Origin of the sequence: Serratia sp. 2723 (assembly GCF_050434425.1) — a bacterium.
In the GTDB taxonomy this organism is placed as follows: Bacteria; Pseudomonadota; Gammaproteobacteria; order Enterobacterales; family Enterobacteriaceae; genus Chania.
The window spans coordinates 91,603-110,894 of record NZ_JBNDIN010000014.1 but is presented as its reverse complement, the minus strand read 5'-3'; the positions used below and the strand labels follow the sequence as shown (position 1 = coordinate 110,894).

The window sequence follows — 19,292 nt, the reverse complement described above, 5'->3', positions numbered from 1 at the left end:
GAGTGTTTTACGAACAATCTGTTCCATTTTGTTCGTAAATTGGCAGTGAGAGAATGACGAACGACTTCTTCTCGTCTGCTTAAGGCTGTTTTTCACCCCACTTTTGTTTGAAAAACAGCCTATTTCTCGCCTCAATTTTTCTGGGGATTCCTCAGCCCACAGGGAGAGGGGATCGTCCGAGTCGCGGTTAGCTACTGTGACACAATTCCAACTTCCCCGACCCTTGGATTAAGTGAGCAAGAATATTAGAATCCCTGCCCCTCTAAACACAGTGCCTGAGGGAACGCCCCCTCTCCCTGTGGGAGAGGGTCGGGGTGAGGGGCATACGGCAGACCCAATGGATCAACGCGCGCTATACGCCTTCACCTGCCCGCTCAGCCCACTGATCCCATTCAGCTCCGCCAGCGAAGCCTGTAGCTTCTGCTTCGAGGCATCTGGGCCAACATAGATGCGGGTGATCTCACCCTGAACCGGTTTGGATGGCACAGTATAGGCCCGGTGCCCAGACAGACGCAGAGATGCGACGATCTCATTGACCTTGGCAGCATTCTTCAACGCCCCCAACTGCACCACGTAAGCCTGGCCAGCCGGTGCCTTTTCTGCAACCGCAGGCTTGGTTTCAGGCTTCGGCTCTGGTTTCACTTCCGGCTTTGGCTCTACCTTTGGCGGTGGTGGCACCGGCTTAGGTTTCACTTCCACTGGCTTCACCTCTACCGGTTTAGGTTCCACGGGCTTAGGTTTAGCTGGCTGAACCGGTTTGGTTTCGATTGGCGGCGGAGCAACGACCGCAGGCTGCTGCTGCGGTTGGGTAGTTTGATTAGCCGCCTGCTGGGCGGCGGCCTGCTGCTGTTCAACCAAAGCACCAGCCCCTTCCGGTGGAACCGAAGGTAGCGCCTGATTGGCCGGCGGGATCACGTCGATTTCATGAGCATCACCCGGTTTGGGCACCAACGGGATCGCCGCAAACTCATCCTCATAATGCTTTTTTTTGCCGTCAAGCAGCCCCGGTAGGACAATCACCCCCAGGGCAACCAAAATCACGGTACCAACCAGTCGATTCTGAAATTTACTTGCCACTCACACTCCCCGCCTCTCGTCTAACGCCGCCATCACGTGGGCAACAGTGTGGAAAGACCCACAGACGATCACAATATCCTGAATACCCGCGTCCTGCATAGCCTGACGCCAGGCAGTTTCGACATCGGCAAACTTGCGTGGTTCCGTTAAATGCTGTGCCAATAGTTCAACGCTAGCCCCGCGCGGGCCTTCCAGCGGCGCGCAGTACCACACGTCCACCTGTTCATTCAGGCAGGCCAGCGTACCGGCAATGTCTTTGTCCGACAGCATTCCCACCACCGCGCGTACCACACCGCCATTGCGGGGTAGCTTCGCCAGTTGCCGAGCTAGATAAGCTGCCGCATGCGGGTTATGGGCAACGTCCAGGATCAGCTGCGGGTTCTGCTGCACGGTCTGAAAACGCCCTGGCAAAGCGGCCTGCTGCAGACCGGCAAAAATCGCCTTCTCGTCGATTTCCAGCGCCGAATAGTGCAGCGCAGCCAATGCCGTCGCCGCGTTCGCCAAGGGGACGTTAGGCATAGGGAGATCGGTCAGGCGTGTACCGCCCCCTTCCCATTGCCAGCGTTCACCCTGTTCGCTGAACGACCAGGCTTCATCACGGCGGTACAGTTGAGCGTTGAGATCTTCCGCTACCTGCCGGATACTGTGTGGCATATCCGGCTCACCGACCACGGCAGGCTTGCCGCCACGGAATATCCCCGCCTTCTCGCGGCCAATGCTTCCACGATCGTGGCCTAGCCAGTCGGTGTGATCCAACGCAATGCTGGTTACCACGGCGACGCTTGGCTCAACGATATTGGTCGCGTCCAGACGCCCACCCAGGCCCACTTCCAGGATCACTACGTCGAGCCTGGCCTGTTTAAACAGCTGTAACGCCGACAGGGTGCCAAATTCGAAATAAGTCAGCGAAGTTTCCCCCCGGCCAGCTTCAATCGCGGCAAAGGAGCGGCTGTGTTCAGCCTCACTCAGCTCTTCGCCCTGAATGCGTACCCGTTCGGTATAACGCACCAGATGCGGTGAACTGTAAACTCCGACCCGCAGCCCGGCAGCCAGCAAAATGGCCTCTAACGTGCGGCAGGTGGTACCTTTGCCGTTAGTACCGGCAACGGTAAATACCGTAGGAGCAGGAGTGAGAAGGTCAAGATGCGCCGCAACGTGTTGCACACGCTCCAGGCCGAGTTCGATCGCCTGGCTATGCAGACGTTCCAGATAGTAAAGCCACGAGCTCAATGGCGACGTGGCTTGGGGAATTTGGTGGTTTTGCATGAGTCCCATCACTGACTTTGGGTTCATAAATCCGTAAGACACATCGCCCTGACGGCGTCAAAAGCGATGCTCTTCGTTTCCCGCCGTAACTTAGCCACAAAATGACGACGGAACCCGGCACGGGCTTGCACCTATACCGGGTCTCGGGCTGATCCTCAGGCGTTGGCCTGATTTTCCTGAGCGATGACCGACGCGGCCTCATCGAAATGCGGCTGCGGCTGGTTGGTCAGCTTGGAGAGAATGCTGGCCAGGGTCTGACGCATCATCGGACGGCGCACAATCATGTCGATGGCGCCCTTTTCAATCAGGAACTCACTGCGCTGGAAACCCGGCGGCAGTTTTTCACGTACGGTTTGCTCGATAACCCGTGGCCCGGCAAAGCCGATCAGCGCTTTTGGCTCGGCAATGTTGATATCGCCCAGCATCGCCAGGCTGGCGGATACACCACCCATGGTCGGATCGGTCAGAACCGAAATATACGGCAGGCCACGCTCTTGCAGCTTGGCCAAAGCGGCACTGGTTTTCGCCATCTGCATCAGCGACATCAGCGCTTCCTGCATACGCGCACCGCCACTGGCAGAGAAGCACACCAGCGGGCAGTTATCTTCCAGCGCCTGCTCAACCGCACGCACAAAGCGCGCGCCGACCACGGAAGACATCGAACCACCGATAAAGGCGAATTCGAAGGAGGCCGCGACGATCGGCATGCCATACAGCGTGCCCTTCATCACCACCAGCGCGTCTTTCTCGCCGGTCGCTTTCTGTGCGGCAACCAGGCGATCTTTGTACTTTTTGGAATCCTTGAACTTCAGAACGTCTTTCGGCTCCAGTTCGCTGCCCAGTTCCACTTCACTGCCTTCATCCAGCAAGGTATGCAGACGCATACGGGCTGACATGCGCATGTGGTGGTCGCACTTCGGGCATACCTCAAGGTTACGCTCCAGTTCGGCACGGTAAAGGACCTGACCACAGCTATCGCATTTGGTCCAGACCCCTTCAGGAATGCTCACCTTGCGGGTTTGCGTAACATTGCTTTTGTTGAGAATTCGTTCAATCCAGCTCATCGATGACCTTTCTGTTTGAACCTGGCAGACACCCGTCCGCTGTTCATGCCTTAACAATCCTCCCGAAACACACCCCATGCAAAAATGCCGAGCCAGGCGCAGCGAGTGCGCTACCAGGGCATTGGCTTCAGGGTCGTTCGCGGGAACAGACCATAAATGTCGCTCATTAAACCATATCGGCCCGATTGTGTGGACAAAAAACTGGTCGAACCGACGGGTTAAGCGGTGTTTTTACTGTTTTTGTTGGCGGGCAGCCGCGCGTTTATGGCGCCAGATTTCAATAATGCCCGGCAGAATTGAAACCAGGATGATGCCAACAATCAACAACTTCAAGTTTTCCTGCACGATCGGCAAGTCGCCAAACAGGTAGCCAGCATAAGTGAACAGCAGCACCCAAAGTAGCGCACCAATCACGTTATAGGCAGCAAAGTGGCGATAGGACATATGCCCCATACCAGCGACGAACGGCGCAAAGGTACGCACGATCGGCACAAATCGTGCCAGAATAATGGTTTTTCCGCCGTGTTTCTCGTAGAACTGGTGGGTTTTGTCCAGATAGCTACGACGGAAAATTTTCGACTCCGGGTTGCTGAACAGCTTTTCGCCGAACAGCCGACCAATAGTGTAGTTGACGGCATCGCCAATCACCGCCGCAATCACCATCAACGCCACCATGGTATGCACGTTGAGATCGTTGGAAGGTAACGCGGCCAGCGCACCGGCGACAAACAGCAGAGAATCCCCCGGCAGGAACGGCGTAACCACCAGCCCGGTTTCACAAAACAGGATCAGAAACAGAATACCGTAAACCCACATACCGTATTGCGCGACCAGTTCTGCCAGGTGCACATCAATATGCAAAATAAAATCAATCAGAAACTTGATGATGTCCATAAACTCTCTCAATTGACCGGGTGTCTCTCTCACCCAGCGTTGGCACCCATAAATAACGTATTAATCTGCCTGCCTGCCAGTTAATCGTCGGCTAAAAACAGCGGCCCCATCGGCGGCCGGGGCAAAGCAAACGATTCTGGATAATCAACCGCGACCAGATACAGGCCTTCGGCCCGTGCGGTAGCGGCCGCCAGGCTGCGATCTTTGAGCGCCAACAGCTCGCCCATCCAGTTTTCATCCTGATTGCCACAGCCAATCTCCATCAGGCTGCCAACAATGTTGCGCACCATATGATGGACAAAGGCGTTGGCCTTTATATCTACCACGATATATTCGCCATAGCGCGAAACCTTAACGTGTTTTACGTTTCGCCACGGCGTACGTGACTGGCATTGCACCGCCCGGAATGAGGTAAAGTCGTTTTCCCCCAGCAAGGCCTGCGCGGCACGATGCATGCGCTCGGCATCCAGCGGATGATAAAAGTGCGTCACTCCCTGCTGCAAAACCGCCGGGCGATAGCGGTGATTATAAATAATGTAGCGATAACGCCGCGCGGTGGCGCTGAAACGAGCATGAAAATCGCTGCTGACCTCTTTGACCCAGCGTACCGCGATATCCGGCGGCAAATGGCTATTCACCCCCATCGTCCAGGCGGCGTCTTTGCGCTGTGCGACGGTTTCGAAATGCACCACTTGCCCGGTAGCATGCACCCCGGCATCGGTTCGCCCGGCACAGAATACGCCGATAGGCGCATCCGCCACCTTGCTTAACGCTTTTTCCAGGCAAGCCTGGACGCTGGTGACCTCTTGCTGACGCTGCCAGCCGTAATAACGGCTGCCGTCATACTCGATCCCCAGCGCAATTTTCAGCATTGGCTGGGTTGGCAACTCCACCTCGGACATCAGTACATCTGCTCCTGCAACAGCCGTTCAGCGGTTTCGATCGCCATCAACGCGCCGCCAAAGCGCACGTTATCGGCCACCGACCAGAACTGCAGCATCTCGGGGATGCCGTAATCATTGCGCAGACAGCCAATGCTCAGCATATCGCTGCCGGAGGCTTCGGTAACCTGAGTCGGGTAATCGTCTTCTTCGCTCAGTTGGATATCTTCAGCCTGCTCCAGCTCGTGGCGAGCTTCTTCTGCCGCGATTGGGCGCAGCGCTTCCAGATGCACCACTTGCGCGTGGCCGTAGAAGACCGGCGACTGAACGCAGCTTACCGAGATCGGCAGCCCTTCGTCCTGTAGTACCTTACGCACCTGATCGACGATCAGACGCTCTTCACGCACGCTGCCCTGCTCATCGGTCATCAATGGCAGCAGGTTAAACGCCAACTGCTTGGCGAACACGCCCGGCTCCGCAGGGATACCGTTCAGCAGACGCGCACTCTGGCCAGCCAGATCGTCCACCGCGACCTTGCCGCGTGCCGAAACCGACATCAGCGTGGTGACGTGCAAGCGGGAAAGCCCGGCCTGTTCGGTCAGCGGCTTAATCGCCGTCAACAGCTGGCTCACCATGCTGTCGGCCACCGCCACGATATTGCGGTTGCGGTAATCCGCCAGCACCTGAGGGTTAACGCCTGGCACCACCAACGGCACGTCCGGTTCCAGGGCAAAATAGCCGCTGGTGTCGATCACCAGGCAGCCCATGTTGCCCGCATCATCGGCGTAACGGGCAGCGGCTTCGCTACCGGCAACAAAGAACGCCAATTGCGCCTGCGACCAGTCGAATTCTTCTACGTTTTCTACCAACAGGGATTTACCGTTGAAACGCACCGTGGCACCAGCGCTACGTTCGCTGGCTAAAGGAAAGAGTTCACCCACCGGGAACTGGCGTTCCTGTAATAATTCCAGCAACGCTTCACCTACTGCGCCAGTGGCACCGAGCAGAGCGATATTCCAGCCGTCAGACATTGGGTTTCTCCAGAGTATTTGATTCAAATGCAAACGGGCGATGCAGTCACCGCCCGATAAACTTTACCGCTTATTGCTTAAGGCAACCTTACGCGTTGTCCTTTACAGAACGCCGAAACCCAGTTTGTGCAGCAGTTCCGCACTGGCGCTGTCATCGCACTGCACCCGCAGTGAAGACCATTCCCGGCGTTCCTGATAATGCTTGCGCAGGCGATCAAATTCACCCGGCAGCCCGGCAACTTGCCGCAGCGGTGCATCATCGCGGCGCACATCATACACCAAGTGCATCAATCGTTTTAACTTGCCTTCATCCAGCGGCCCATTGAGGCGGATTTCGCTGAACTCTGGCACCGGCAGCAACGAGGCCAGCTCGATAGCTTGCGGCTGCCCCAGATGCTGGGCAAAGGCTTCAAACACCTGCGTGGTGCCGCGTGCCTTGCCTTCCAGCGTGTAACCGGCGATATGGGCGGTGCCAATATCCACCCGATCCAGCAATGGCACGCTGAGATCCGGCTCCGGCTCCCACACGTCCAGTACCGTACTCAATCGCTTACCCCGCTCCAACACGTTAAGCAGCGCGGCGTTATGTACCACGGCACCCCGGCAGGCGTTGATCAGAATGCAATCGTCGGGCAAAGCATCCAGCAGATCCGCGTTGGCCAGATGCAACGATTTATACGGGCCAGTCTTGTTCAACGGGGTATGGAACGTCAGCACATCGGCCTCTGCCACCAGCTTTTCCAACGGCCAGAATTCGCCGCTGTCCCCACGATCGGCGCGTGGTGGATCGCACAACAGAGTACGCACGCCCAAGGCTTTCAGGCGAGCATCCAGCCGAGAGCCAACGTTACCCACCCCCACGATCCCAACGGTTTTATCACGCAAAGAGAAGCCATCACGCTCCGCCAGCAACATTAATGACGAAAGCACATACTCCACCACCGCAATGGCGTTGCAGCCAGGGGCAGCCGAGAAACCAATCCCCGCCTGCTGCAACCACGCCTCGTCAACATGGTCAGTACCCGCCGTAGCGGTGCCAACGAAACCGATCTTGGTGCCAGCCAACAGCTCCTGATTCACTTTGGTCACCGAGCGCACCATCAAGGCGTCGGCTCCGGCCAGCGCATCGGTTGGGATCGGGCGACCAGGCACCGCCTGCACTTCCCCCAAGCGGCTAAACAAATCCACCGCATAGGGCATATTTTCATCAACCAGTATCTTCACGTCACTCTCCGAAGGTATACCCGTCGCCTTTCAAACCGCAGCTTGAAATTCATAGGGTATAGGTAAGCTGTAGCTACAAAATAGTGTGCCACCGAATGGCCTGGAAACCCAAGCTTGTTATGCCCGGTGAAATAGCGATGATTTTCTTCTAAGCTTTATTGAGTGTTTTCCGATAATCATCACGCAGGGAGGCGAACCTTCGCGTTAGCTACCGGCTAACAGACGGAAACAAATCGAAAATCAAGGCGTTAACCATGAAAAAAGCGACACTTGTTCTGGCGATCGTTGCAACACTCACCGCCGTTGGTACCGCTCAGGCTGAAAACGTGACTCCCCAAGCAGTGGCCACCTGGCCTGCGATAGCGGTGAAAGATACCGCCAGCCAATTGGTCGTTACGCCCATTGGCAACCTGTATTTCCAATATGCTGAAGGCGCCAAGCGCTTCAACAGCCAGCAAGGTCTGTTCGACGTGGCTCTCAAAGGCGAAGGAACCGCAATTAAACTGACCGCCAAACTGGTTTCCAATACCCTGACTCAGTTGGGCACCTCCGGTTCTACCCTGGAAGTGGGGGTTAAACACCACGGCGCTGCGATAACAAAAACCGCTCAAACCACCCTGATTGATACCTCTGCCGGTTTGTCAGGCGGTAATCTGAGTAAACTTGCCAACGCTGACAAGCAGCCAGGCCGCCACAGTGCGCAAGACTACTTCGATTTCAATATCATCGCTGCGACGGCTGATGGCACGACCCCAGTGACCGACTTCAGCACCTTGCCAGCAGGTACCTGGAGTGGGGATGTGAACGTTCGGTTCGACGTAACCTGGGCCAGTTGATGTCATGCCCGGCGGAAACGTTCTGGCGTGGTGCCGGCGATCTGCTGGAACATCACAATAAACGCGGAAGCCGAGCTATAGCCGACATCGAGCGCCACCTCCTGTACGGTTTTCCCCTGTTCGAGCAGTGAGAGCGCATGTAAAAAACGCAGGCGCTGCCGCCACTCGCTAAACGACATGCCCAGTTCCTGCTGGCAACGGCGCGAAAGCGTCCGTTCGGTGGTATACACCTTGCTGGCCCACACCGCCAATGAGGTATTGTCCGCAGGGCAACGCTCCAGCGCCTGTAATACTGGCCCCAAAAACTTGTCTTGCGAGGTCGGCAGATAGGTCTGTTGAACCGGGGAAATCCGCAGTTGATCGATCAGCACTCGGCACAGACGCAGATCCTCTTCGCTAATGGGCTCCAGCATTTTGCGCCCCAGGCAATCCTCGACAATGGCGCTGAAAACCGGCGATACGTTGATCAGACAGGCCTCTTCTGGCAACCCGGCGCACAAGGATTTGGCGATATTGATGGTGCGGAACAGCACCGGTTTGCGGTTATGGCTGGAATGCTCCATTCCCGGCGGCAACCAGACGGCAAACTCCGGCGGCGCCAAAAAGCGCTGCCCGGCAATATTCAGCGCGATCACCCCGGTTTTGACGCAAATCAGCTGCCCCCAGTCGTGACTGTGCGGCAGATATTCGGTATCCGCATTGGTTTCTTCGCAGCGGAAAAACAGCGTGCGCGGTGCCGCAACGTCTGCGGTGGGATAATTACGGGTTTCGGCCATGGTGAAGTTGTCTTGATTTCGCGAAATGCTGTCTGATTTTGACTATATATAATAAACCGGACACCGGTAGACTAGCCAGCATGTTATTCGTTGTTGAGAATTATTATCATGAACGTGCTATTTCCCCTGCTGGCGGTGCTGATCTGGTCGATTAACGCCGTGGTCAGTAAAGTATCGGCAACCGCCATCGATCCGGCGGCCATCTCCTTCTATCGCTGGGCATTGGCACTGATCGTGCTCACCCCTTTCGCACTGCCGGGAGCGCTCCGTAATTGGCCAGCCATTCGCGCCAACTGGTGGAAACTCATGATCCTGGGGTTGCTGGGGATGGTGCTCTATCAAAGCCTGGCCTATTACGCCGCGCATAGCGTCAGCGCGCTGTTTATGGGCATCCTCAACTCCCTGATCCCGCTGCTGACGGTGTTAATCGGCATTTTTGTCCTGCGCGTAGCCCCCACCGTGGGTATCGCACTGGGTAGCATCCTGTCTCTGGGCGGGCTGGTGTGGCTGGTTAGCGCGGGGCAACCGGGGTTGCTGCTGCAACACGGCATCGGCAAAGGCGAGCTGATGATGTTCGCCGCTTCGGCTTCCTACGCCCTGTACGGCGTATTGACCAAACGCTGGGCGATCCCGTTGCCCAACTGGCAGTCGTTGTATGTGCAGATCGTGTTTGGTGTGGTACTGCTGTTGCCGAATTTCCTGATGGCGCATGACGTGCAGCTTACCAGCCAGAACATCCCACTGGTGCTGTTTGCCGGTATCCCTGCGTCGATTGCCGCGCCGTTCCTGTGGATCCAAGGGGTGATGCGCCTGGGAGCCAATAAGGCGTCGATCTTTATGAACCTGGCACCAGTGTTCACCGCGATAATTGCGGTTCTGTTCCTGCATGAACAGTTGCATAGCTACCATCTGATTGGCGGCGGTGTCGCTCTGCTGGGGGTGATCTTGTCACAGCGCCTGCGCACGCCGTTAGGGCGCAGAAAAACTGCCGAATAATCCATCGATCTCTGAATGGGCGCAGCATGCAGCGCCCCTACATTGGGTTCCGGTTAATGATCGAATACCTAGGGTAAGACTTAAAGAGCAGAGGATCCATCCTGAGCCAGGTGAGCAGCGGCCAGACGAATTTTTTCTTTCACCATTGCGATGCTCTGTTCTTCGATGAAAGCTAATGTATTCTCGCGGTCATAAGGTAAGTGGATATTAAACTGCATATCTTCCCGACAATCATCAGCGTCATCGCGACTATGCACCGTCACTCCAACATAAAGCATATGCCCATCTTCCATGTCATATATGCCCATATGAGTTACCCTATATTCCATTATATTCATCTCCATTTTTGACATTTTAGGTGCAGACTAGACGGTTATATCACCACCTACCCCATTAGAAAAAGTGGGCGGGGTTAACCCGCCCGACTTATTATTGGCGTATAATCTCAACAGCCTGTTCCAAGGCCGTAATATCATCGCTGGCCAACAAAGGCTGGATGCTGGCAAACGCCTCGGCGGGCAAATCGTAAATCTGCAACGCGAGTAAACGCTCGATTGTCTCCGCAGAGAACCGCCGTTTAATCATCCGGGCCGGATTGCCACCAACGATAGCGTAGGGCTCGACATCCGCAGTCACCACGCTACCGGCAGCAACTATCGCCCCTTCGCCAATCGTCACGCCAGGCATCAGCATGGCCCGCATCCCAATCCAGCAGCCGTCGCCAAGGCTGGTATCACCTTTAGGCAAATAAGACGCCTGGATGGTTTCCATAAAGGGATACAGGCTCAGCCAATCAATACGATGGGTATGATTCCCGCCCATCAGGATCACCGCTTCGGCACCGATACAGACATAATCGCCAATGTGCAACCTGTCTAGCTTCCCCAGGGGCTCCCACTGTTGGCTGACCGCATCGCCGTGCAAATAGCGCACCACGGAACGTTCAAAGCTGTCATCCCAGCAATGGCTGTAATAACTGTGGGTTCCCTTGATCAGGATATTAGGGTTGGTTACCGTCTGGTGGAGTAATTCTACTTGTGACCAGTGTTTCTCAGTCATGGCTTCTTCTCTTAATTTAATGCAAGAGCCACGGAACGTAATGTCAGTGGCAGCGTTTTCCGTTCATAAAACACTGCCCAATCAAGCGATAAGCGCTCGTTTTAACCTTGGATTAATGATCATTTGCTGTGTGCACCCTGTTGTTTCGCGGCCAATGGTAACAAACTGGCGCAGAAAACCAAGCCTACTTGGCTTTTCTCAGCATCAACACCCCGCCCATCACCAACGCGCTACCCAGTAGCTGTAACTGGTTCATGTTTTCCCCCAACAGGAAATAGGCAATGACCGCGGTAAACACCAGCTCCAGCGACAGGATCAGGTTGGCCACCGCCAGCGGCAGGGTTTTCAGGCTGATATTGTACAGGCCAAACCCCAGCAGCGTTGGCCCGGCGGCCAGCGTGAGCAGCAACAACCAGCCACTCCACTGAATGCCTTGCACTCCCTGGGACAGAAACCACAGGTCCCCTGCCATGCCGTGAAATGCCGCCAAGGGGAAAAACGTCAGCAAAGTGTTGAACAACCACTGGTATACGGCGGAAAAACCGAATACGTACAGGATGGTATTCCACACCGGGTAGCGCCGCTCGCTGGCGATACGCCCGCCGAGGGTATACAAGGTATAACCAATGCCGGACAGCATGCCGACCATAAGCCCCAACAGATCAAACCGGCTGTTGCCCATGCTGTCGCCGTTGCTAACCAGGAAGCAGCCGCCCAGGCTGACCACAATCACCAACAACTCGCGCAGACTGAGGCGTTCGTTGTACATCATCCAGCCCAGGAATACGGTAAAACCGACCGAGCAGTAGGTCAAAATAGTTGCCACCGAGGCGCCATTGAGCGCCACCGATAACGTCCATAAGCTGTTAAACAGCGCCAACAGCAAACCGTAGCCAGCGTAGAACGGCACCTGTTCACGGCGCAGATAGGCCCATTGCGGTTTGAACAGCAGCAATAACGGTAACAACACCAGGGCCACCAGGGCCGCACGCCAGAAAGCCAGCACCAACGTCGGTAGACGGTAATACTCGGTCAACGCACGGATGATGATGGCGGTGAAGGCCAGCAGCATGGCGCTGATAATGGCGATCACGTAACCCTGGTGGGTTCCCCGCAGGATCCCTCCACTGACCACAACTGGTTCTGCTACAACACCCGTCGGTAATGACATAACACCCTCAAAATTCCACCGCTTAATCATCTGGTGGAGATTTTAACGCGGCCAGATTTTGCCACCATAGCCACTTTACTACGATGTTGTACAGGCCACTTTTGTCGGTGCCAAGCCTTGTTACTCTGGGATATAGTGAAAACAGACTTTTTTGACCGGGCCAATTTCATGCATATTCCACTGGATCGTCAGCAGGACATTCCGCTGTATCTACAGATCGAAGAAGCGCTGCGCCGCGCCATTCTTGGCGGCACCTTTGCCGATGGCGATAAATTGCCGTCAACGCGCAGCCTGGCCGCCGAGCTTTCGGTCAGCCGCCTGACGGTGGAAAGTGCCTACGCCGAACTGACGGCCAAAGGATTGTTACAACAGCGGCGCGGCAGCGGAGCCTATGTCCGCCACCTGCAACCGGCCCCCGTGCAGCAACGGCCAGCATCCAGCAAGGAGCTATTCCCTGCGGATCGTTTCACCACCACGACGTCGCGGCTGGACGGTTATCCGGATATTCCTTTGCCGGAGCACATCATCAACTTTGCCGCTGGCGTCGGCAGCCCCAAGGTGTTCCCGCTTGAGGCGTTCCGCAAGATCCTGCTGTCGATCCTCAGCCGTCATGCGGAAGAGGCTTTCAGCTATGGTGATTATTGTGGTTACTACCCGCTGCGCGACACGCTGAGCCGGATCCTGACGGCACAAGGTATCCCCACCCGTGCCGAACAGGTGCTGATCACCAACGGCTCGCAACATGCCATCAGTCTGATTTTCCAGACGCTATTGCGCCCAGGGGATACGGTGATTGTCGAAGAGCCCACCTATGCCGAAGCTCTGGGGTTGCTGCGCCTGCACCAGATCAACATTGTTCCAGTACCCAGCGATCGTCACGGCATGCGCGTTGAACAACTACCGGAGCTGATCGCCCGGCATCAGCCCAAAATGATTTACACCATTCCCAATTTCAATAACCCCACCGGGCGCTGTATGAGCGAAACCCGCCGCAGCCGCTTGCTGGCGTTGGCGCAACAGGCCGGCATAGTGATCCTGGAGGACGATTTTGTCGGCGATCTGCGTTACAACGGTAAAAGCCTGCCGTCACTGCGCGCCATGGCTCCCGCAGGCACGGTGATCTATGTCAGTACCTTCTCCAAGATGCTGCTGCCCAGTATGCGCATCGGTTATCTGGTGGCGGACAGCGAACAGTATCTGCAATTCTCACGGCTCAAGCACGTCGACAGCTTTACCAGCTCCAACCTGATCCAGCGCGCGCTCGACGCCTTTGTCACCGTTGGCAGCTACGACAAGCAGCTGCGCCGCGCGGGAAGGATGTACCGCCAGCACCGTGATGCGATGGTGGCTGCATTAAGCGAGCACCTGCCGCCGGGCTGCCGGTTTGAAATCCCTGCGGGAGGGCTGTTTATCTGGCTGGAATTACCCCCCACCGTCAGTACCACAACGTTGATGCCAATAGCCTGGCAACGGGGCGTCACCTTTGCCCGTGGCGAATGCTTTTATGTTGAGGAACAGCACGGCGCACATGGCTTGCGGTTGAATTTTGCCGCCAATACGCCGGAGCTGATTACCGAAGGGATAGCCCGGCTTTGCCGGGCGATTGTTAAGGTTATGGGGAATTAAACGCTGGCCCACCAGAGCCGCAGTTTCATGCCCCAATAGCTGGTCCAGCCGGTCGTGCTCTGCACTACCTTGCCCTGAGAGATCACCACGAGGGTTGGCGTTACGCCAATCTGCCATTGCGCGGATAGCTTGCCCTGCTCATCGTTAACTACCGGCAGTTGCAGCTTCTTGGCCGCCAGCCACTGCTCAACCTGCTGGTCATTGCCCGAACGCAGCGCCACGGTCATCACGTTACCGCCGTTTGCCACCAGCTTGGCCACGTAAGGCGTGGTAAAGCGGCAAACCCCGCACCAACTGGCCCAGAAATAGACCAACAAAGGTTTATCCTGGCTGAGTTGCGCCAACGACACCGGCTCTCCGTCCAAGGTTTCCAGCATGTGTTGGTCAAAGGCAAACGGAGCCTGTGGAGCTCGCCACCAGTCCATGGCAAACATCACGCCCAGCACGAGCAACAGCAAAATCAGCAGTTCGCGCGTCCAGCGCCGCAACCTAGCCATTTTTTACCTTCGCCAGTTGTTGCTTCACTAACGCTTCCAGATCCTGATAAGACACCGCGCCCGGCAGCATCTGATCGCCAATCAGGGTGGCCGGAGTTCCCTGCACGCCAAACTGTTCCGCCAACTGCATATTAGTGCGCAGCGTGGTCATGCTCTGCTCGCTGGGGGCAACCTGCTTAACGCCGGTTTTCTCTTGCGCTGCGGCGATGCTGGCGTTGTCATGAAAGCCTTTTTTCGCCATCAGGCGTTGATGCAACGGCCAGAACTGTTCGGGATGCTGTTCCCAGGCCGTCAGCGCCACCCGTGATGAGGCGATCGAGCTTTCCCCTTTGAACGGCAGCAGTTTCACCACCAGCGCCACATCGGGATATTTGTTGACGATCTTCTCCAACATCGGATCAAACTGCTTACAGTACGGGCAGTTGTAATCGGTGAAAGCCACCAGCGTCAACTTGGCATTCTTGGCCCCCAACCTTGGGCTGGCAGGATCGTCGAACAGGATTTTGCTATTTTTCTCAATTGCCTGGCCGATTTGCTGGTCGTTGGTTTGCTGCTGCCAGGCGTTAACCGCTTCCGCCAGAATATCCGGGTTAGAGACCAGCGTTTCGCGGATCAGCTCTTTGATCCGCACTTCCTGTTCGGCGGTGAAAGGAGCCGCAGCCCAGACCGGGGTGACAATCAGCAGCAGTAACATTAGTACCTTGTTCATTATTGGTTTCCTTTGGCAGTAGACAGAGCTTGCAGAACGGCTTCGCGAGTGAGCAGCGGTGACAACACTTCGCCGTCTGGCGTGCCGGGGCCATAGATTTGGTTAAAGGGAACGGCAACGCTGCCGCGCTGTTGCAGGAAGGTCGAGATGGTTTCCGACGGGCGGCTCCAGTCACCGCGCAGCGCCACTACATCCTCGGCGCTGAGTGCTTTTTGCACCTCGTCGCGCAGCAATACGTTGTATTTATTAGCTTTGCAGGTTACACACCAGTCGGCGGTCACGTCGACAAACACCCGTTTGTTTGCGGCCAACGCCTGCACAATCGCCTGCTCAGAAAGCGGTTGCCAGGCAATATTGTCGTGTAACGGCTGTCGCCACTGGCTGGCCGTCAGCGATCCCACCAGCAATGCCAAACCACCGACCACCAACACGCTGGCCGCCGCGATCCCCGCTGAACGGGCACCTAACCGTTGCCACACCGCCAGCAATAAACCGAGCAGCAAGATGGCACCGACAATCAGAGTCGGCCTGACGCCGATATGGTTGGTCATCAGGCTAAGCAACCAGAGCGAAGACACCAGCATTAGCAGGCCCAGCGCCAACCTCATCCCGTTCATCCAGCGGCCAGGACGCGGCAAGCGTAACGCCAGCGCAGGCCAGGCGGCAATCAGCAACCAAGGCAGACTCATGCCAATTCCCAGGGCCACAAACATGCCCCAGAGCACCGGCAACGAGGCCGCCAACGCAAAGGCCACCGCCGTTCCCAGGAAAGGTGCCGAGCAAGGCGTTGCCAGTAATGTGGCAAACGCTCCCTGCCAGAAATGGCCGCTCAAGCCACGCCCGTTATGGGTGGCCAGCCTGGTATTCAACGAGGAGGAGAGTTGCAGGTGGAACAGGCCGAACAGATTGGCGCTGAACAGCAGCGTCACCAGCACCATAAAGCCGATAAACCACGGGTTTTGGAATTGGATACCCCAGCCCAGCGCGTGATTGCTCAGGCGTAGTAGCGTCATCAGCAGGGCCAGCGCCATGAAAGACACCACGATCCCCAAGGATGAGGCCAGAAATTGCCAACGCACACTACGCCGATCCCGCTGTTCAACCTGCAAGATGGAGCCTAGCTTCATCCCCAGCACTGGCAGCACGCAAGGCATCAGGTTAAGAATGAAACCGCCCGCTAACGCCATCAACACCGCTTGCCACAAGGGGAAAGCCGCGGTGGAGGGCAAAGCAAGCGGCCCGCCAATGGTCAGCGTAGCCTCCTGAGCGATCCCTCCATCGCTGATGACCAGCCGCAGCGCTTTACCACGCAGATCTGGTGCGGCATCCCCCCAGCCATCACTCACGGGAACTCGCGCTTGCAGGCTCTCGCCATCACTGCTGACCGTTGGTTTGCCCAGATCGGCCCCCGCCAAAGTATCAAAGAACAGCTCAGGCTGCTGCCAGCCCGCACTACGCTGTGCGCTAATCTGCAACTCACCGTGGTGATAACCGGCACGCAGGCTGTCCACCAGCCCGCTGGCAATCGGCACCTGTCCCATCGCCTGAGCAAAGTCGTGATTGAACTTCGGGTCAGCCGGGGTGGTGAGATCCAGTTTGAACGGATAGTCGGTCAGGATACAGACGTTGCTACAGGTGGATAAGGTAAGCGTCCCCGCCAGTTGCTGCGGCACAGCTCCCTTTAACACGATGGGCAGCGTTACCCGCTGCTGATAGCCCTGCGTCGAAATCCCCGCCACGTCAAAGCGCTGCGGCGTTGGCCAGAACCAGGTTGCCGGTGGCGGGTTGCCCTGCCAGGTGATAGCTGGCGCAATACCCCCTTCCCCTGGCGAGCGCCAGTAGGTTTTCCACCCTTTTTCCAGCTCAACGGAGAGCAGCACACGGGTTTCTTCCCCGTTGCTGGTGTCGGCACGCAGCCTGACTTGCGCATGATCGTTCTGCGGGCTTTGCAGCCAGCCGCTATCCGCCGCCTGTGTCGCAGGTAGCCAAAGCACTAACAGGCAAGCCAATGCCAGCCTGATGATATTCCACATAGTTGTTCTCCATAAATAAATTAGTCACTCGGTTTGGCGAGGGATTAACTCATTCACGGAACACGCATAATCGCAGATGGACCCTGAGGGTGGTGGGGGAAATAACGCGTACAGGAGGGTACGGCAGGCGTGGAGCAATGATCGGAGCCAGCAGGACCAGCAACATCCCCAGGCCAAACAGCACGTTTTCAAACATCACCGGGGGAGAGGCCAACAGCGATTTGGCACTCAGCTCACAGGGAGTCGTGGTGGTGGCCTCTTCATCACCGCTGGCCGAGGACTGGCTGACGCTGACAGTGGGCAGGCCAAGGGCCAGTTGCAAGGTATGCAGACCTGCCATGCGCTGGGTGAGGCACGTCAGTACCACCAGGCAAGCCAGGGTTAAAAACCATTTTGCAATCCGCTGTCGATTAATCATCACGCCCTCAATACCATATCTGCGCCTATCTTAGCGGCGCAAATGGGATAAGCAACGTTTGGCCTGTAAAGAAATGTCTGGCGAGCAGTATTGATAGCACGAAATTACAGGTATCATAAGCGATTAAGCCTGTGCTTTTCGCCGGGTATGTCGACTTTATACACTGCGAAGGACTGGTGATATGCAACCATTAAGTGGACCTGGCGCTCCTGGAGCAGCCGATCACCCTCCGACCGCCGGCATTGCCCCACCTGCCGACGATCAACCACTCTCCCCGGTCCAACGCACCCAGTTGGAAAAACTGATCGTGAAAATCATGGCCCTCAGCCCGGCCAAATCCGCTGAGATCTGGGCAACGCTGCGTCATGAATTAGGGGCGGATAATCACAGCGAACTGTTGGCGCGCCATTTCCAACCGGCGGAGCAGCTACTGCAAAACCGCCTTGGCGTGGCACAACAGAACCATGCCAGCCGCCAACTGCTGCAACAGCTCACCGAACTGCTGCCACAAGGCAATAACCGCCAGGCGGTCAGCGACTTTATCCGCCAGCAGTTTGGCCATACGGTGTTAAGCCAGTTAAGCCACCCACAGCTCCAGCAAGTGTTGAACCTGCTGCAAACCGGCGAACTGACTATCCCTCACCCGCAACAAACGGCCACCAGCGATCGCCCGCTGCAGCCTGCGGAACATCAGCACTTGCAACAGCAGGTGACCAAACTCAGTGCGGCTACCGGCGAAACTCCGGCCAAACTCTGGCAGACACTGTTCGATCTGGTCGGGGTAAAAATCAACGATCCGTTGCCCGCACGCCACTTCCAACTGCTCAGTCAGTTTATGCAGGTGAAATTGGCACTCAGTCCGCAAACGGCACCGACGCTACATAACCTGCTGGCGGTATTGAAACAGCCAGCAGACCAGCAGGAGCAGCAACAGCTAAATGACTATTGCCAGAGCCGCTTTAACGGCAACCTCGATACGCCGTTGACTCACGCACAGCTGAACGACGTGATCCAGCAGCTGTTTACCCGCCGTCTGGACAAGGCTGGCCATGTCTCGTCGTTACACAGTGACGCCCAACAGCCACAGCCATTGCTCAACCCGCTGATCGCTGTTCTGCCGCAGCCTTTACAGTCGGTGTTCAGTAAGCCTTTGGCGCTGGTTGTCGGCATTATCGTATTGGCATTGATACTGTGGACGCTGTTCTAACAGCCGCACTCCGCCGCTTTATCTCGCCCCTGCATCGTCCCCTGCTCAACACCGATGGCCACAGGATGGCCATCGCGTAGCCAGAAATCCAGTCCGCCAATCAGCTCTTTGACCCGAAAACCGAGCTTGGCCAACTTGTATGCCCCCTGGGTGGAACCGTTACAGCCGATACCGTCGCAGTAGGTGACATAGACCTTGTCACGCTCGAGAGATGAGGTGCTGCTTTCATCCATTAAGCGGTGGGGAAAGCTCAGCGCTCCAGGAATATGCCCGGCGGAGTAAAGCGCGCTGGCACGGGTATCGATCACCACAATCTCGCTGACGCCATTGCGCAAATCTTCCGCCACATCCGCCGAGTCGGCGTAAAAGCTGAGCTTAGCCGCCAGATAATCCAGGCTTTGTGCTACCGCTGCCGGGGGAAAAGCCAATACCAGTGAAGAGACGTTCATAGTGCAACTCCAGTGCCTTAAGGTTGATGACAATAGTGCCTGATTTTGGTCTTATGGTTGAGACCCATTTTACCAAGG

The 19,292-nt window shown here is 56.5% G+C and carries 20 protein-coding genes; 4 read left to right on the top strand and 16 right to left on the bottom strand.

All coding sequences use genetic code 11. The features are described 5' to 3' along the window. Positions 1 to 342: 342 nt before the first annotated feature. The 7 genes from dedD to pdxB all read right to left on the bottom strand — a co-directional run bounded on the left by dedD (position 343) and on the right by pdxB (position 7,437). A complete protein-coding gene (gene dedD, locus ABIE29_RS19275) occupies positions 343 to 1,077 on the bottom strand; it encodes a cell division protein DedD (protein ID WP_429620367.1) in 735 nt (244 codons plus the stop codon). Beyond that, entirely contained in the window at positions 1,078 to 2,343 is a 1,266-nt protein-coding gene (gene folC, locus ABIE29_RS19270) for a bifunctional tetrahydrofolate synthase/dihydrofolate synthase (protein ID WP_429620365.1), read from the bottom strand. A 155-nt stretch (positions 2,344 to 2,498) separates the two neighbouring features. Then, complete coding sequence (gene accD, locus ABIE29_RS19265; protein WP_429620363.1) at positions 2,499 to 3,407, bottom strand: acetyl-CoA carboxylase, carboxyltransferase subunit beta; 909 nt, start codon at positions 3,405 to 3,407, stop codon at positions 2,499 to 2,501. A gap of 231 nt (positions 3,408 to 3,638) precedes the next feature. Next, positions 3,639 to 4,301 (bottom strand): DedA family protein, encoded by a 663-nt coding sequence (locus ABIE29_RS19260; RefSeq protein WP_429620361.1) that lies wholly within the window; start codon positions 4,299 to 4,301, stop codon positions 3,639 to 3,641. An 80-nt stretch (positions 4,302 to 4,381) separates the two neighbouring features. Further along, a complete protein-coding gene (gene truA / locus ABIE29_RS19255) occupies positions 4,382 to 5,203 on the bottom strand; it encodes a tRNA pseudouridine(38-40) synthase TruA (RefSeq protein WP_429620359.1) in 822 nt (273 codons plus the stop codon). Then, positions 5,203 to 6,213 (bottom strand): aspartate-semialdehyde dehydrogenase, encoded by a 1,011-nt coding sequence (locus tag ABIE29_RS19250; RefSeq protein WP_429620357.1) that lies wholly within the window; start codon positions 6,211 to 6,213, stop codon positions 5,203 to 5,205. Before ABIE29_RS19250 ends, truA begins: the two co-directional genes overlap by 1 nt. 102 nt (positions 6,214 to 6,315) lie before the next feature. Then, the gene (gene pdxB, locus ABIE29_RS19245; RefSeq protein ID WP_429620355.1) at positions 6,316 to 7,437 is read right to left on the bottom strand and encodes a 4-phosphoerythronate dehydrogenase PdxB; all 1,122 of its coding nucleotides are present in this window, start codon (positions 7,435 to 7,437) and stop codon (positions 6,316 to 6,318) included. Between the two features lie 254 nt (positions 7,438 to 7,691). On the opposite strand from pdxB, the gene ecpA reads away from it, so the two are divergent. Then, the gene (ecpA, locus tag ABIE29_RS19240) at positions 7,692 to 8,273 is read left to right on the top strand and encodes a common pilus major fimbrillin subunit EcpA (RefSeq protein ID WP_429620353.1); all 582 of its coding nucleotides are present in this window, start codon (positions 7,692 to 7,694) and stop codon (positions 8,271 to 8,273) included. A 2-nt stretch (positions 8,274 to 8,275) separates the two neighbouring features. Here the strand turns inward: ecpA and ABIE29_RS19235 are convergent, their stop codons facing one another. Beyond that, positions 8,276 to 9,049: an AraC family transcriptional regulator gene (locus ABIE29_RS19235; protein WP_429620351.1), complete on the bottom strand. Its 774-nt coding sequence runs from the start codon at positions 9,047 to 9,049 to the stop codon at positions 8,276 to 8,278. Positions 9,050 to 9,157: 108 nt separating this feature from the next. Here ABIE29_RS19235 and ABIE29_RS19230 point away from each other — a divergent pair, with 108 nt between their 5' ends. Continuing rightward, entirely contained in the window at positions 9,158 to 10,045 is an 888-nt protein-coding gene (locus ABIE29_RS19230) for a DMT family transporter (RefSeq protein ID WP_429620349.1), read from the top strand. A gap of 80 nt (positions 10,046 to 10,125) precedes the next feature. Here the strand turns inward: ABIE29_RS19230 and ABIE29_RS19225 are convergent, their stop codons facing one another. The 3 genes from ABIE29_RS19225 to ABIE29_RS19215 form a co-directional block, all read right to left on the bottom strand. Next, complete coding sequence (locus tag ABIE29_RS19225; protein ID WP_143182176.1) at positions 10,126 to 10,374, bottom strand: hypothetical protein; 249 nt, start codon at positions 10,372 to 10,374, stop codon at positions 10,126 to 10,128. A gap of 100 nt (positions 10,375 to 10,474) precedes the next feature. Beyond that, complete coding sequence (locus ABIE29_RS19220; protein ID WP_211136284.1) at positions 10,475 to 11,104, bottom strand: CatB-related O-acetyltransferase; 630 nt, start codon at positions 11,102 to 11,104, stop codon at positions 10,475 to 10,477. A gap of 184 nt (positions 11,105 to 11,288) precedes the next feature. Continuing rightward, a complete protein-coding gene (locus ABIE29_RS19215; protein ID WP_429620347.1) occupies positions 11,289 to 12,275 on the bottom strand; it encodes a DMT family transporter in 987 nt (328 codons plus the stop codon). Between the two features lie 168 nt (positions 12,276 to 12,443). On the opposite strand from ABIE29_RS19215, the gene ABIE29_RS19210 reads away from it, so the two are divergent. Further along, the gene (locus ABIE29_RS19210; RefSeq protein ID WP_429620438.1) at positions 12,444 to 13,901 is read left to right on the top strand and encodes a PLP-dependent aminotransferase family protein; all 1,458 of its coding nucleotides are present in this window, start codon (positions 12,444 to 12,446) and stop codon (positions 13,899 to 13,901) included. Here the strand turns inward: ABIE29_RS19210 and ABIE29_RS19205 are convergent. The 4 genes from ABIE29_RS19205 to ABIE29_RS19190 are packed head-to-tail and all read right to left on the bottom strand — an operon-like array spanning position 13,898 to position 17,558. Beyond that, positions 13,898 to 14,398 (bottom strand): protein disulfide oxidoreductase, encoded by a 501-nt coding sequence (locus ABIE29_RS19205; RefSeq protein ID WP_429620345.1) that lies wholly within the window; start codon positions 14,396 to 14,398, stop codon positions 13,898 to 13,900. The two genes, ABIE29_RS19210 and ABIE29_RS19205, sit on opposite strands and share 4 nt — an antisense overlap. Continuing rightward, positions 14,391 to 15,107 carry a DsbA family protein gene (locus ABIE29_RS19200; RefSeq protein ID WP_429620343.1) on the bottom strand — a complete coding sequence of 239 codons (717 nt, stop codon included), beginning with the start codon at positions 15,105 to 15,107 and terminating at the stop codon, positions 14,391 to 14,393. The genes ABIE29_RS19205 and ABIE29_RS19200 overlap by 8 nt, the downstream gene beginning before the upstream one ends. Further along, positions 15,107 to 17,140: a protein-disulfide reductase DsbD family protein gene (locus ABIE29_RS19195; protein WP_429620341.1), complete on the bottom strand. Its 2,034-nt coding sequence runs from the start codon at positions 17,138 to 17,140 to the stop codon at positions 15,107 to 15,109. The genes ABIE29_RS19200 and ABIE29_RS19195 overlap by 1 nt, the downstream gene beginning before the upstream one ends. A gap of 49 nt (positions 17,141 to 17,189) precedes the next feature. Next, positions 17,190 to 17,558, bottom strand: coding sequence for a copper resistance protein (locus ABIE29_RS19190; protein ID WP_429620339.1), 369 nt, complete (start codon positions 17,556 to 17,558; stop codon positions 17,190 to 17,192). Between the two features lie 181 nt (positions 17,559 to 17,739). On the opposite strand from ABIE29_RS19190, the gene flk reads away from it, so the two are divergent. Then, positions 17,740 to 18,765 carry a flagella biosynthesis regulator Flk gene (gene flk / locus ABIE29_RS19185; RefSeq protein ID WP_429620337.1) on the top strand — a complete coding sequence of 342 codons (1,026 nt, stop codon included), beginning with the start codon at positions 17,740 to 17,742 and terminating at the stop codon, positions 18,763 to 18,765. On the opposite strand, the gene ABIE29_RS19180 is transcribed toward flk, so the two are convergent. Further along, positions 18,762 to 19,214, bottom strand: a complete 453-nt coding sequence (locus tag ABIE29_RS19180) for a rhodanese-like domain-containing protein (RefSeq protein ID WP_429620335.1) — start codon at positions 19,212 to 19,214, stop codon at positions 18,762 to 18,764. The two genes, flk and ABIE29_RS19180, sit on opposite strands and share 4 nt — an antisense overlap. Positions 19,215 to 19,292: the final 78 nt, after the last annotated feature.

Coding starts and splice junctions, on each gene's coding strand:
- ABIE29_RS19250 (WP_429620357.1), bottom strand. CDS start 6,213: ATGTCTGACGGCTGGAATATCGCTCTGCTCGGTGCCACTGGCGCAGTA.
- ABIE29_RS19230 (WP_429620349.1), top strand. CDS start 9,158: ATGAACGTGCTATTTCCCCTGCTGGCGGTGCTGATCTGGTCGATTAAC.
- ABIE29_RS19190 (WP_429620339.1), bottom strand. CDS start 17,558: ATGATTAATCGACAGCGGATTGCAAAATGGTTTTTAACCCTGGCTTGC.
- ecpA (WP_429620353.1), top strand. CDS start 7,692: ATGAAAAAAGCGACACTTGTTCTGGCGATCGTTGCAACACTCACCGCC.
- folC (WP_429620365.1), bottom strand. CDS start 2,343: ATGCAAAACCACCAAATTCCCCAAGCCACGTCGCCATTGAGCTCGTGG.
- flk (WP_429620337.1), top strand. CDS start 17,740: ATGCAACCATTAAGTGGACCTGGCGCTCCTGGAGCAGCCGATCACCCT.
- ABIE29_RS19225 (WP_143182176.1), bottom strand. CDS start 10,374: ATGGAATATAGGGTAACTCATATGGGCATATATGACATGGAAGATGGG.
- ABIE29_RS19205 (WP_429620345.1), bottom strand. CDS start 14,398: ATGGCTAGGTTGCGGCGCTGGACGCGCGAACTGCTGATTTTGCTGTTG.
- ABIE29_RS19215 (WP_429620347.1), bottom strand. CDS start 12,275: ATGTCATTACCGACGGGTGTTGTAGCAGAACCAGTTGTGGTCAGTGGA.
- ABIE29_RS19210 (WP_429620438.1), top strand. CDS start 12,444: ATGCATATTCCACTGGATCGTCAGCAGGACATTCCGCTGTATCTACAG.
- truA (WP_429620359.1), bottom strand. CDS start 5,203: ATGTCCGAGGTGGAGTTGCCAACCCAGCCAATGCTGAAAATTGCGCTG.
- ABIE29_RS19180 (WP_429620335.1), bottom strand. CDS start 19,214: ATGAACGTCTCTTCACTGGTATTGGCTTTTCCCCCGGCAGCGGTAGCA.
- ABIE29_RS19260 (WP_429620361.1), bottom strand. CDS start 4,301: ATGGACATCATCAAGTTTCTGATTGATTTTATTTTGCATATTGATGTG.
- ABIE29_RS19235 (WP_429620351.1), bottom strand. CDS start 9,049: ATGGCCGAAACCCGTAATTATCCCACCGCAGACGTTGCGGCACCGCGC.
- ABIE29_RS19220 (WP_211136284.1), bottom strand. CDS start 11,104: ATGACTGAGAAACACTGGTCACAAGTAGAATTACTCCACCAGACGGTA.
- ABIE29_RS19200 (WP_429620343.1), bottom strand. CDS start 15,107: ATGAACAAGGTACTAATGTTACTGCTGCTGATTGTCACCCCGGTCTGG.
- accD (WP_429620363.1), bottom strand. CDS start 3,407: ATGAGCTGGATTGAACGAATTCTCAACAAAAGCAATGTTACGCAAACC.
- ABIE29_RS19195 (WP_429620341.1), bottom strand. CDS start 17,140: ATGTGGAATATCATCAGGCTGGCATTGGCTTGCCTGTTAGTGCTTTGG.